Source organism: Pseudomonas viridiflava (assembly GCF_900184295.1).
GTDB classification, from domain to species: domain Bacteria; phylum Pseudomonadota; class Gammaproteobacteria; order Pseudomonadales; family Pseudomonadaceae; genus Aquipseudomonas; species Aquipseudomonas viridiflava.
The window spans coordinates 1,894,379-1,906,983 of sequence record NZ_LT855380.1; the positions used below are offsets into that span (position 1 = coordinate 1,894,379).

14 protein-coding genes are annotated in these 12,605 nt (G+C 59.5%); all 14 read left to right on the forward strand.

Translation table 11 applies throughout. From position 1 onward, the window contains the following. Window positions 1-6 precede the first annotated feature (6 nt). Window positions 7-456, forward strand: coding sequence for a flagellar export protein FliJ (gene fliJ, locus CFBP1590_RS08955; protein ID WP_004880757.1), 450 nt, complete (start codon window positions 7-9; stop codon window positions 454-456). Window positions 457-535: 79 nt separating this feature from the next. Next, on the forward strand, window positions 536-838 hold the full coding sequence (locus CFBP1590_RS08960; protein ID WP_004880759.1) for an STAS domain-containing protein: 303 nt from the start codon (window positions 536-538) through the stop codon (window positions 836-838). A 3-nt stretch (window positions 839-841) separates the two neighbouring features. After that, the gene (locus tag CFBP1590_RS08965) at window positions 842-2,539 is read left to right on the forward strand and encodes a SpoIIE family protein phosphatase (protein ID WP_088234872.1); all 1,698 of its coding nucleotides are present in this window, start codon (window positions 842-844) and stop codon (window positions 2,537-2,539) included. A 43-nt stretch (window positions 2,540-2,582) separates the two neighbouring features. Further along, a complete protein-coding gene (locus CFBP1590_RS08970) occupies window positions 2,583-2,939 on the forward strand; it encodes an Hpt domain-containing protein (RefSeq protein ID WP_088234873.1) in 357 nt (118 codons plus the stop codon). A gap of 90 nt (window positions 2,940-3,029) precedes the next feature. After that, window positions 3,030-4,442 carry a flagellar hook-length control protein FliK gene (locus tag CFBP1590_RS08975; protein ID WP_088234874.1) on the forward strand — a complete coding sequence of 471 codons (1,413 nt, stop codon included), beginning with the start codon at window positions 3,030-3,032 and terminating at the stop codon, window positions 4,440-4,442. A 414-nt stretch (window positions 4,443-4,856) separates the two neighbouring features. Then, window positions 4,857-5,357 carry a flagellar basal body-associated protein FliL gene (gene fliL / locus CFBP1590_RS08980; RefSeq protein ID WP_004880765.1) on the forward strand — a complete coding sequence of 167 codons (501 nt, stop codon included), beginning with the start codon at window positions 4,857-4,859 and terminating at the stop codon, window positions 5,355-5,357. 9 nt (window positions 5,358-5,366) lie between these two features. Beyond that, a complete protein-coding gene (gene fliM / locus CFBP1590_RS08985) occupies window positions 5,367-6,335 on the forward strand; it encodes a flagellar motor switch protein FliM (protein WP_004880767.1) in 969 nt (322 codons plus the stop codon). A gap of 62 nt (window positions 6,336-6,397) precedes the next feature. Further along, window positions 6,398-6,859 carry a flagellar motor switch protein FliN gene (fliN, locus tag CFBP1590_RS08990; protein ID WP_004880770.1) on the forward strand — a complete coding sequence of 154 codons (462 nt, stop codon included), beginning with the start codon at window positions 6,398-6,400 and terminating at the stop codon, window positions 6,857-6,859. After that, window positions 6,860-7,297 carry a flagellar biosynthetic protein FliO gene (gene fliO / locus CFBP1590_RS08995; RefSeq protein WP_004880772.1) on the forward strand — a complete coding sequence of 146 codons (438 nt, stop codon included), beginning with the start codon at window positions 6,860-6,862 and terminating at the stop codon, window positions 7,295-7,297. Further along, complete coding sequence (gene fliP, locus CFBP1590_RS09000) at window positions 7,297-8,049, forward strand: flagellar type III secretion system pore protein FliP (RefSeq protein WP_004880774.1); 753 nt, start codon at window positions 7,297-7,299, stop codon at window positions 8,047-8,049. The genes fliO and fliP overlap by 1 nt, the downstream gene beginning before the upstream one ends. Before the next feature lie 25 nt (window positions 8,050-8,074). After that, complete coding sequence (gene fliQ / locus CFBP1590_RS09005) at window positions 8,075-8,344, forward strand: flagellar biosynthesis protein FliQ (protein ID WP_004880775.1); 270 nt, start codon at window positions 8,075-8,077, stop codon at window positions 8,342-8,344. 6 nt (window positions 8,345-8,350) lie between these two features. After that, window positions 8,351-9,136 carry a flagellar biosynthetic protein FliR gene (gene fliR, locus CFBP1590_RS09010; protein WP_032650615.1) on the forward strand — a complete coding sequence of 262 codons (786 nt, stop codon included), beginning with the start codon at window positions 8,351-8,353 and terminating at the stop codon, window positions 9,134-9,136. A 1-nt stretch (window position 9,137) separates the two neighbouring features. Next, window positions 9,138-10,274: a flagellar biosynthesis protein FlhB gene (flhB, locus tag CFBP1590_RS09015; RefSeq protein ID WP_004880779.1), complete on the forward strand. Its 1,137-nt coding sequence runs from the start codon at window positions 9,138-9,140 to the stop codon at window positions 10,272-10,274. A gap of 198 nt (window positions 10,275-10,472) precedes the next feature. Beyond that, a complete protein-coding gene (gene flhA / locus CFBP1590_RS09020) occupies window positions 10,473-12,602 on the forward strand; it encodes a flagellar biosynthesis protein FlhA (RefSeq protein WP_004880782.1) in 2,130 nt (709 codons plus the stop codon). Window positions 12,603-12,605: the final 3 nt, after the last annotated feature.

The following is a 12,605-nucleotide window of genomic DNA, read 5'->3' on the forward strand; positions in this document are numbered from 1 at the left end:
TAGACCATGGCCCAGAGTCGAGCGGCGCGTCTGGCGCCTGTGGTCGAGATGGCGGAGGCGGCCGAGCGTTCGGCGGCTCAGCGCCTCGGGCATTTTCAGGGGCAGGTCAATCTGGCCAACAACAAGTTGCAGGAGCTGGACCAGTTTCGCCACGACTATCAGCAGCAGTGGCTGCAGCGCGGCAGTTCGGGTGTATCCGGTCAGTGGTTGCTGGGTTATCAGCGTTTTCTGAGTCAGCTCGACGTTGCCGTTGCCCAGCAGTACAAGAGCCTGGAGTGGCACAAGGTCAATCTCGACAAGGCACGCGGTGCCTGGCAGGAAGCCTATGCGCGTGTCGAGGGGCTGCGCAAACTGGTCCAGCGCTACATGGACGAGGCCCGCAAGCTTGAAGACAAGCGCGAGCAGAAGCTGCTGGATGAGTTGTCCCAGCGCCTGCCTCGTCACGAACAGTACTAACACCTATTTTTGACGAGTTGATCGCAAACTCTGGTCTACGCTCACAGTGTCTCGGTGTTGCAACACTTCAGGAATTCCTATGACAGTCACTTCCGAGCTTTCCCCGGACCGGCGCCAACTGACGCTCTACATCGCAGGGCGTTTCGATTTCGCCACGCATCAGGCCTTTCGGGGTGCCTATGAGGGGCAGCCGGGGGACCTGAGTTATGTCGTGGACCTGCGCGACACCCATTATCTGGACAGCTCCGCGCTGGGCATGCTGTTGCTGCTGCGCGACCACGCCGGTGGTGACCGGGCACAGGTGCGACTGATCAACTGCTCGGCCGATGTGTTCAAGATCCTCGCGATCTCCAATTTCTCGAAGCTGTTCCAGTTGAGCTGATCAGTGCAGGCGCTCTCGAAAGGCCTGTGCATCCTGATCGCCGACGACAGCGCCAGCGACCGTCTTCTGCTCGCGACCATCATCGCCCGCCAGGGGCACCGGGTTGTCAGCGCGGCCAACGGCCTGGAGGCCGTGGCGATCTTCAGTACCGAGCGCCCGCACCTGATTCTCATGGATGCGATGATGCCGCTGATGGACGGCTTCGAGGCGGCGCGGCGGATCAAGCTCATGGCTGGCGAGTCGCTGGTGCCGATCATCTTTCTGACGTCGCTCACCGAAGGCGAGGCGTTGGCGCGGTGCCTGGATGCTGGCGGTGATGACTTCGTCTCCAAGCCCTATAACACCCAGGTGCTGGCGGCCAAGATCAATGCCATGAACCGCCTGCGGCTGTTGCAGGAAACGGTTCTGCAGCAGCGGGACCTGATCAGTACCCACCATGAATACCTGCTCAACGAGCAACGCGTCGCCAAGGCCGTCTTCGATCAGGTCGCGCATTCCGGCTGCCTGGGCGCGGCAAATATTCGTTACCTGCAGTCACCTTATGCGCTGTTCAACGGTGACCTGATGCTGGCGGCCTACACCCCGGCCGGGCACATGCATGTGCTGCTGGGCGATTTCACCGGGCACGGTCTGCCGGCTGCCGTAGGGGCCATGCCGCTGGCGGAAGTGTTTTACGGCATGACGGCCAAGGGGTTTGGTCTGGTTGAAATCCTGCGTGAAATGAACGCCAAGCTGAAGCGCATTCTGCCGGTGGATATGTTCTGCTGCGCCACGCTGCTGTGCGTCAATCACAAGCAGCGGCAGGTCGAGGTCTGGAACGGCGGGCTGCCGGATGGTTATCTGTTGCGTGCTGACGGGGGTGATCCGGTCACGCTGGTCTCCCGGCATCTGCCATTGGGCGTGTTGAGCGTTGATGCGTTCGAGGTCAGGACTGACGTCTATCCGCTGGCGCTGGGCGACCGCATCTTTCTGCTGTCCGACGGTGTGCTCGATACCAGCGACAGCGATGATCAGCTCTTCGGTGTGCAGCGACTGCGTGACGTACTGGCCGCTAATGAACAGCCTGTGTTTCTGATCCAGGAAATCCTTCAGGCGCTCAACGACTTTGGCGGCAAGGCGCGTGATGACGTCAGCCTGTTGGAAATCACGGTGATTGACGAACCGCTCGATTCGTTGCCGCTGCCGACGTATTCCGACAGTGGTGCCTCAAGCCCCCTCGACTGGTCGGCCAGTTTCGAGTTTCGCGGCTCCACCCTCAAACGCTTCAATCCCGTGCCCTACGTGTTGCAGTCGCTGCTTGAGGTGCATGGGCTGCGCAACCAGAGCGGTGCACTGCATGCGGTGATGGGCGAGTTGTACAGCAATGCGCTTGAGCACGGTGTGCTGGGGCTCGATTCGACGCTCAAGAACGATGCCGACGGTTTTGCCCTCTACTACGAGCAACGTGCCGAGCGTCTCGATAATCTTCGGGACGGATTTATCTGTATCGCGCTGCGAATTGAACCTGTTGGGCAGGGTGGCCGTCTTACCTTGACCGTTGAAGACAGTGGCAATGGTTTCGACGCGCGACAGGTGATCAATCATGCACCCGTCATTGATGGGTTGTATGGGCGCGGTATAAGACTGGTATGTGAACTGAGTCGGCAGGCCCGATGGTCCACGGATGGCAGGATCGCCTGCGTGGAATTTTCCTGGGAGTGAGTGGCATAATCGCGCCCTGGAGTCTTGATCAAGGAGTGAGCAAGTGTCTGTTCATCTGGATTACAGCGTTTTGAGTACCCTGCAGGAAGTCATGGAAGATGAATATCCCACGTTGCTGGATGTGTTCTTCAAGGACTCCGAGCAGCGCCTGTCCCAGATGCGTCTGGCGCTCGAGCCTCACGGGCCTGATCTGGAAACATTGAGCCTGAATGCCCACAGCTTCAAAGGCAGCAGCAGTAACATGGGCGCGCTACGGCTCTCGGAGCTGTGCCGCGAGCTTGAGGAGCGCGCCCGTCAACAGCAGAGTGCGGGTCTGGAAGAGCTGATCGGCAGGATCGCCAGCGAGTATGCGACCATCCGCCGACTGTTCGATGCAGAGCGCCAGTTCTTCGTCAGTTAAGCGTTCATGGATCACCTTCAGGCCGCCTTTTCAGGGTTGGCCTGCATCTTGCTAATATTTCGGTAACCAGCTGCTCATGCGGAGACCGAAATGCCCCTCGCCACCAACGCGCTTTTACAGGCCAATGCCCCTGCGACCGCCCGGTCCGGCGCGGCAACCAATGCCGCCAAGCCTGCCGACGGCAGCAAAGACGAGGCTTCCAGCTTCTCCAATGTCTATGCCAAGCAGGCAAAGGACGTCGCTTCAGCGCGCGATGATGTGCCTGTCAAGTCGGCCAGGGACAAGACTTCGTCCGGTTCCGACAAGGTCGCGAGCGGCAAGGACAAGCCTTCCGCCGATCAGAACACTGCCACGAATCCGTCGACCGTTGCCGATAGCGGCAACGGTTTGCCTGCCAGCGTGACGACCGCTACCGCCGATGAAGATCAGGTCGCAGCCGACCAGGCCGAAGCAGATCAGGTACTGACCGATACGTTGGCCGAAGGCGATGCGGTGCCGGTTACGGACCCGGCGCTGGACCCGGCATTGCAGGCAATGACCGTACAGGCTCCTGTTGCGCCTGCGATTGCCAAGCCTGCCGTTACCGATACCAAGGCTGCGCCTGTGGTTGAGATCGCTGCCGGAGTCAAGGCACCGCCTCCTGCAGTGGCTGAGGCCGCTTTCGATCCTGAGGCGGATCCGCTCGATGGCCTTGAAGCAGTGCAACTGGCATTGGAAAACGCTAGCGCCAAAACGCAACTCGCGGCGCAGAATGCCCATACCGCCAGCAAGGCGACGCCTTCCAACGCCGAAGCGGACCCGACACAGAATATCGCCAATAACCTGTCGCAATTGAGCGAGCAGTTGCCCACTGACGACAGCAGCACCGAAAGCAGCGACAAATCGTTCAGCGGGTTGATCGGTGAAGGCCTGAAGGATGTGAAAAGCGCCGCAGGTGACACGCGGGTCGACAACTTTGCCGACCGTCTCGCAGCATTGAGTCAGGCTGCGCAGCCCGCCAGGGTCGCGGCAACGCCGACTGCAGCGCCTCTGATGAGTCAGCCTCTGGCGATGCATCAGAGTGGCTGGACCGAAGGTGTGGTGGACCGGGTCATGTACCTGTCGAGCCAGAACCTGAAGTCGGCCGAAATCAAGCTGGAACCGGCGGAACTAGGCCGTCTCGATATCCGCGTCAATATGGCGCCGGATCAGCAGACCCAAGTGACGTTCATGAGCGCCCACGTGGGCGTGCGTGAAGCGCTCGAAAGCCAGATGTCCCGCCTGCGTGACTCATTTAGCCAGCAGGGCTTGGGTCAAGTGGACGTGAACGTCTCGGACCAGTCGCAACAGCAGGCCCAGCAACAGGCTCAGGAGCAGGCCAGCCGGGCTCAGCGCGGCGGTCGCAGTGGTGGGACGGGGTCGGGTGACAGTGCTGACGACGTGTCCATCGCCGATGCCGCTGTTCCCGTCAGCCAGCCTGCGGCGCGGGTGATCGGTACCAGCGAGATCGATTACTACGCCTGATTGGGGTGAGCTGCGGGGCGGGGTGTTGGCCTGCAGCAAACCCAGTCTTCAAAGATGCACTGGCATCTGCCTCTGCCCGGAGGGCGTAGCAGCTCTCGGAGGTTGCGACGGCAGAGATGGGCTGCGCAGCGGCCCTTGACCAAGTCTGATACACCGCATGCGCAGGTTTGCTGTCGGTTCCCGGCAGATCGCCGGCAAGCCGCCTCCCACAGTTTGTTTTCTGTATCGAAGACGCCGTGAGCCTTGTGCAAAATCGCGTTGTTCAGCGGGCAGCATGCTTTTCGAGAGGGCGTGCTGCCTTTGCTTAAAAAACCGTTTAAGCCCGATCCGCCTCCTTTCTCGCAACTCTGGCATAACACTTGCTCTGCCCCTGTCACGTATTGAAGACCCCTTGAATAGTGACGGATTATTGGCATGGCGAAGAGCGAAGAAGTTAAAGACCCCGCTTCCAAAGGCAAACTCAAGCTCATTATCGTAGCGGTTGTGGCCTTGCTGCTCGCTGTCGGTCTGTCAGTGGGTGCGACCTGGTTCATCATGCACAAGGGTGAAAGCGCGCCCGACCCGGCAGTTGCTGCGGCTGCGGCCAACGCCAAGCCGGTGGCGGTTTTCGAACCGCTGACGCCTGCGTTCGTCGTCAACTTCAACGCCAATGGTCGTCAGCGCTACATGCAGGTCAGCATCACCATGCTGGGCCGCAATGCTGCAGACATGGAAGCCCTGAAAGTGCACATGCCGGTGATTCGCAACAATCTGGTCATGCTGTTCGCGGCCATCCCTTTCGAGTCGCTGGCCTCGCCAATCGGCCAGGAAATGCTGCGTCAGAAGGCAACCGCCAGCATTCAGGAAGTGGCGCAGAAAGAACTTGGCAAGACTGTGATCGAACAGCTGCTGTTCACTAATTTCGTATTGCAGTAGGACCTCGACATGGCTGTGCAAGACCTGCTGTCCCAGGATGAAATCGACGCGCTGCTGCATGGCGTTGACGATGGTATGGTCCAGACCGAAAGCCCCGGCGAGCCCGGAAGCGTCAAAAGTTATGACCTGACCAGTCAGGACCGGATCGTCCGGGGTCGTATGCCGACTCTGGAAATGATCAACGAACGATTCGCCCGCTACACCCGCATCAGCATGTTCAACCTGCTGCGCCGCTCTGCGGACGTAGCGGTGGGCGGTGTTCAGGTGATGAAGTTCGGTGAGTACGTGCATTCGCTGTACGTACCGACCAGCCTGAACCTGGCCAAGATCAAGCCGCTGCGCGGCACCGCGCTGTTCATTCTCGACGCCAAGCTGGTGTTCAAGCTGGTAGACAATTTTTTCGGTGGTGACGGCCGTCACGCGAAGATCGAAGGGCGTGAGTTCACGCCGACCGAGCTGCGTGTGGTGCGGATGGTGCTGGATCAGGCGTTCATCGACCTGAAGGAAGCCTGGCAGGCGATCATGGAAGTGAACTTCGAGTACATCAACTCGGAAGTGAACCCGGCCATGGCCAACATCGTCGGGCCGAGCGAAGCGGTGGTCATCTCCACGTTCCACATCGAACTCGATGGCGGTGGCGGCGATCTGCACGTGACCATGCCGTATTCGATGATCGAGCCGATCCGGGAAATGCTCGACGCCGGTTTCCAGTCGGACCTGGACGATCAGGACGAGCGCTGGGTCAACGCGCTCAAGGAAGACGTGCTCGACGTCAACGTGCCGCTCAGTACCACCATCGCCCAGCGTCAGTTGCCGCTGCGCGACATCCTGCACATGCGTCCCGGTGATGTGATCCCGATCGAGCTGGCCGAGTCGCTGGTCCTGCGGGCCAACGGCGTGCCTTCGTTCAAGGTCAAGCTGGGCTCGCACAAGGGCAAGATGGCCCTGCAGGTAATTGAACCCATAGCGCGACGTTGACCTGTCAGGTCGACGTCGGAACATTGTTGCGTAATTGAATCACTGCTTGCAGAGGACTACCGATGGCTGATGAAAACGATATGACGTCTGCTGAAGATCAGGCGCTGGCCGATGAATGGGCTGCTGCACTGGGCGAGGCGGGCGAAGGTGGTCAGGACGATATCGACGCACTGCTGGCCGCGGACGCGGGCAATGCGACCAATCGCATGACCATGGAAGAGTTCGGCAGCGTGCCGAAAAACAATGCGCCGGTCACCCTGGATGGCCCGAACCTGGACGTGATTCTGGATATTCCGGTGTCGATCTCCATGGAAGTGGGCAGCACCGACATCAATATTCGCAACCTGCTGCAACTCAACCAGGGGTCGGTCATCGAGCTGGATCGTCTGGCAGGCGAGCCGCTGGACGTGTTGGTCAACGGTACGTTGATCGCGCATGGCGAAGTGGTGGTGGTCAACGAAAAGTTCGGCATTCGCCTGACTGACGTGATCAGCCCGAGTGAACGCATCAAGAAGCTGCGTTAAGTGAAGCGCTTGCTGAGTGTTCTGCTGATGCTGCCCTCGCTGGCGCTGGCCGCCGAGCCCGCTGCGCAGGCAGCGCCCGCCGTGGCCAATACCGTATCCAGTGGCATGGGTGGTCAGGTGATGCAGCTATTGTTCGGGCTGCTGCTGGTGGTCGGCCTGATTTTCGCGCTGGCCTGGGTGATGCGGCGGGTTCAGCGGGTTGGGCCCAACAACAGCCAGATTATCGAACTGGTCAGCACGCGGGCCATCGGGCCGCGTGATCGTCTGGTGCTGGTGCAGGTGGGCAATGAACAGGTCCTGCTGGGCATCACGCCAGGCAATATCACCACCCTGCATGTGCTCAAGGAGCCTGTGCAGGTTCCGGTCCGGGAGCAGGCGACGCCCGAGTTCGCTCAGCGTCTGCTGGATTTGATGGGCAAGGATAAGGACAAGAAGTAATGGGCGCCTTGCGTTTCCTGGTACTGCTGTTGCTGGTCATGATTGCGCCGGTCGCGTTGGCTGCCGATCCCTTGTCGATTCCGGCCATCACCCTGTCCAACGGGGCTGACGGTCAGCAGGAGTATTCGGTCAGTCTGCAGATCCTGCTGATCATGACCGCGCTGAGCTTCATCCCGGCATTCGTGATGCTGATGACCAGCTTCACGCGGATCATCATCGTCTTCTCGATTTTGCGCCAGGCCCTGGGTCTGCAGCAGACGCCGTCGAACCAGATCCTGACCGGCATGGCGCTGTTTCTGACCATGTTCATCATGGCGCCTGTGTTCGACAAGGTGAATCAGGACGCCTTGCAGCCGTATCTGGCCGAGCAGCTTACGGCGCAGGATGCGGTCGCTAAGGCTCAGGTGCCGATCAAGGATTTCATGCTGGCGCAGACGCGCACCAGCGACCTTGAGCTGTTCATGCGCCTGTCCAAGCGTACCGATATTCCGACGCCGGACGCGGCACCGCTGAATATTCTGGTGCCGGCTTTCGTGATCTCCGAGCTCAAGACCGCGTTTCAGATTGGCTTCATGATCTTCATTCCGTTTCTGATCATCGACCTGGTCGTGGCCAGTGTGCTGATGGCGATGGGTATGATGATGCTGTCGCCGCTGATCATTTCCCTGCCATTCAAGATCATGCTGTTCGTGCTGGTGGATGGCTGGGCGCTGATTGTCGGCACGCTGGCCGGCAGTTTTGGTGGTGTATGAGTCGTTTCGCTGAGGAGTCTGCCCGATGACGCCGGAAGTAGCCGTCGATCTGTTTCGTGAAGCGCTGTGGCTGACCACCATGCTGGTTGCGATTCTGGTGGTGCCGAGTCTGATCTGTGGTCTGCTGGTGGCGATGTTTCAGGCTGCCACCCAGATCAACGAACAGACGCTCAGCTTTCTGCCGCGTCTGATCGTCATGTTGATCACACTGATCGCGATCGGTCCCTGGCTGTTGAAAGTCTTCATGGAATACATGCTGTCGCTGTACACCAGCATTCCGACCGTGATCGGCTGACGCTGCATGCAGCCGATGCTCGCGCTCACCGACGCCCAGATCAGCACCTGGGTCGCCAGCTTCATGTTGCCGCTTTTTCGCATCATCGCGGTGTTGATGACGATGCCGATCATTGGTACGACGCTGGTTCCCCGGCGTGTGCGCCTGTATCTGGCGGTTGCCATGACCGTTGCAGTTGCGCCCGTGTTGCCTGCGATGCCCACAGTGCAGGCCCTCGATCTCAGTGCGCTGCTGTTGATTGGCGAGCAGATCATCATCGGCGCAGGGATGGGGCTCGCCTTACAGCTGTTTTTCCATATTTTCGTGGTGGCGGGGCAGATCATCTCGACGCAGATGGGCATGGGTTTCGCTTCGATGGTCGACCCTACCAACGGCGTCTCGTCGGCTACTATCGGGCAGTTTTTCACCATGCTGGTGACACTGCTGTTTCTGGCCATGAACGGTCATCTGGTGGTGCTGGAAATTCTCGTTGAAAGCTTCACGACCATGCCGGTGGGCAGCGGCCTGCTGGTCAATAATTTCTGGGAGCTGGCGACCGGGCTTGGCTGGGTCATGGGTTCGGCTCTCAGGCTGGTGCTGCCGGCGATTACCGCGCTGCTGGTCATCAACATCGCATTTGGCGTGATGACACGTGCGGCACCTCAGCTCAATATCTTTTCCATCGGTTTTCCGCTGACGCTTGTGCTGGGCATGGTCATTCTGTGGATGACCATGGGCGATATTCTCAATCAATATCAGCCGCTTGCCAGTCAGGCTCTGCAGGCACTGCGCGACATGGTGAGGGCTCGTTGAAATGGCTGAGAACGAAAATGGCCAGGACAAGACAGAAGAGCCCACGGAGAAAAAGGTCCGTGACTCCAGGGCCGATGGTCAGATTGCCCGCTCCAAGGAGCTGACCACCCTGGTGGTGATGCTGATGGGGTCGGGCGGGGCGCTGGTGTTTGGTGGTGGCATCGCACAGATGATGTTCGAGTTGATGCGCGACAATTTCACCATTACCCGTGAAACGCTGATGGACCAGGATTACATGGGCAAGGCACTGCTCAGTTCCGGCCTGCATGCCCTGGTGGTGGTGCTGCCGTTTCTGATTGCCATGCTTATGGCAGCGTTGGTAGGGCCGATCATGCTTGGTGGCTGGTTGTTCGCGACCAAATCGCTGGCTCCCAAGTTCAGCCGCATGAACCCGGCTGCGGGTCTCAAGCGCATGTTCTCGCCTCACGCGCTGGTTGAGCTGCTCAAGTCGCTCGCCAAATTCCTGATCATTCTGGCGGTAGCGCTGGTGGTGCTGAGCAAGGAGCGCAACGATCTTGTCGCCATCGCGCACGAGCCTCTGGAGCAGGCCATTATCCACAGTCTTCAGGTGGTGGGCTGGAGCAGCTTCTGGATGGCCTGCGGTTTGATGTTCGTCGCTGCCGCCGACGTTCCGTTCGTATTGTGGGAGGCGCACAAGAAGCTGCTGATGACCAAGCAGGAAGTGCGCGACGAGCACAAGAACAGCGAGGGCAGTCCAGAGATCAAGCAGCGTATCCGTCAATTGCAGCGCGAGATGTCACAGCGCCGGATGATGGCCTCGATCCCCGAAGCCGACGTGATCATCACCAACCCGACTCACTTCGCCGTGGCGCTCAAATACGATCCCGAGAAGGGTGGCGCGCCAATGCTGCTGGCCAAGGGTACGGATCTGGTTGCGCTGAAAATTCGCGAGATCGCCGCGCACAATCAGATTCTGATTCTGGAGTCGCCCGGCCTGGCGCGCTCCATCTATTACAGCACCGAGCTGGAACAGGAGATTCCTGCAGGGCTTTACCTGGCCGTGGCTCAGGTGCTGGCCTACGTCTACCAGATCCGTCAGTACCACGCAGGACAGGGCAAGCGCCCGGATCCGCTGGGCGACGTGCCGATTCCGCCGGACCTGCAGCGCGATTCCTGATAATGCGGTTTGCCTGATCCACTGCGTCGAATGCATCGCCAGCAAGCCACTTTCAGTTTTTCCTCGTTATTGCTACTTATCTGCCGTTTCACCCCCGCATTCACTGGCTTTTGAAAAGTTGGACAGCTTCTTGCAATAGGTCTGTTCAAGGACGCTGTCGGCGTCAAAGTTTTGATCCAGTGCGCAGGTAAAGAATCGGTGGAACGCTCTCAGATACTCAGTAGCGCACGCAGCAACCTTGCAGGCCTCGGCCGTGGCCAGTTGGGCGTGCCGCTGTTGTTGCTGATCATGCTGGCAATGATGATGTTGCCTATTCCGCCGTTTTTGCTGGACGTGCTGTTCACGTTCAACATTGCGCTGTCCATCGTCGTGCTGCTGGTGTGCGTTTACGCATTGCGGCCGCTGGACTTCTCGGTTTTCCCGACCATTCTGCTGGTCGCCACGCTGCTGCGTCTGGCCCTGAACGTGGCTTCGACCCGTGTGGTGATGCTGCACGGCCAGGACGGACACGCCGCCGCAGGTAAGGTGATCCAGGCCTTCGGTGAGGTGGTGATTGGCGGCAACTACGTGGTCGGTATCGTGGTGTTCGCGATTCTGATGATCATCAACTTCGTGGTGATCACCAAGGGTGCCGGGCGTATCTCCGAAGTGAGCGCACGTTTCACCCTCGACGCGATGCCAGGCAAACAGATGGCGATCGACGCCGACCTCAACGCCGGCCTCATCGACCAGCCTGAAGCCAAGCGCCGTCGTGCTGAAGTCGCCGGGGAAGCCGAGTTCTACGGCTCCATGGACGGTGCGAGCAAGTTCGTGCGCGGTGACGCCATTGCCGGCCTGCTGATTCTGTTCATCAACCTCATCGGCGGCATGCTGGTGGGTATCTTTCAGCACAACATGTCCTTCGCTGACGCAGGTCGCGTATACACCTTGTTGACCATCGGTGACGGTTTGGTGGCGCAATTGCCATCACTGCTGCTGTCCACCGCTGCCGCGATCATGGTGACCCGTGCTTCCGGTTCGGAAGAGATGGGCAAGCTGATCAATCGTCAGATGTTCTCTTCCTACAAGGCGCTGGGTGTATCGGCCGGCATCATGATCGTCATGGGGCTGGTGCCGGGCATGCCGCACTTCGCCTTCATCGGCCTTGGCCTTGTGGCAGCCGGTGGTGCCTACCTGCTGTGGAAGAAAGAGAATCAGGTGAAGTTCGAGGCGCTGGCCGAAGTTCAGCGTCAACAGGATCTGTTGCCATCACCGACCCGCGTTCAGGATTCCAAGGAACTGGGCTGGGACGACGTGACGCCTATCGACATCATCGGTCTGGAAGTGGGCTATCGCCTGATTCCGCTGGTGGATCGCAATCAGGGTGGTCAGTTGCTGGCGCGTATCAAGGGCGTGCGCAAGAAGCTCTCTCAGGAGCTTGGCTTCCTGATGCCGACCGTCCACATCCGCGACAACCTCGATCTGGCGCCCAGCGCCTATCGTCTGACGCTGATGGGCGTGATTCTGGCCGAGGCCGAGATCTATCCCGATCGCGAACTGGCGATCAACCCCGGTCAGGTGTTCGGCACGCTGAACGGCATCACCGCCAGAGATCCGGCATTCGGCCTGGAAGCGGTGTGGATCGAAATCAGCCAGCGCAGTCAGGCTCAGTCTCTCGGCTACACGGTAGTGGACGCCAGCACGGTAGTGGCCACTCACCTCAACCAGATCCTGTACAAGCATTCGCATGAACTGATCGGCCATGAAGAGGTCCAGCAACTAATGCAATTGCTGGCCAAAAGCTCGCCGAAGCTGGCTGAGGAACTGGTTCCGGGTGTCCTTTCGCTGTCGTCGTTGCTCAACGTGCTGCAGGCGCTCCTGGCCGAGCACGTACCGGTACGCGACATCCGCAGCATCGCAGAAGCCATCGCCAACAACGCCGGGAAGAGTCAAGATACCGCCGCGCTGGTGGCGGCGGTCCGCGTCGGTCTGAGCCGCGCAATCGTGCAAAGCATTGTAGGCGTTGAGCCGGAGCTGCCTGTTATCACTCTGGAACCAAGGTTGGAACAGATATTGCTCAATAGTTTGCAGAAGGCTGGTCAGGGTCAGGAAGAAGGCGTTCTGCTTGAACCGAGCATGGCTGAAAAGCTCCAGCGTTCGTTGATCGAGGCGGCCCAGCGTCAGGAAATGCAAGGGTTGCCGGTAATCCTTCTGGTAGCGGGTCCGATCCGGGCCATGCTGTCACGATTTGGACGATTGGCTGTACCGAGTATGCATGTTCTGGCGTATCAGGAAATTCCTGACAACAAGCAAGTAACCATCGTAGCGACTGTCGGGCCCAACGGCTGAGGT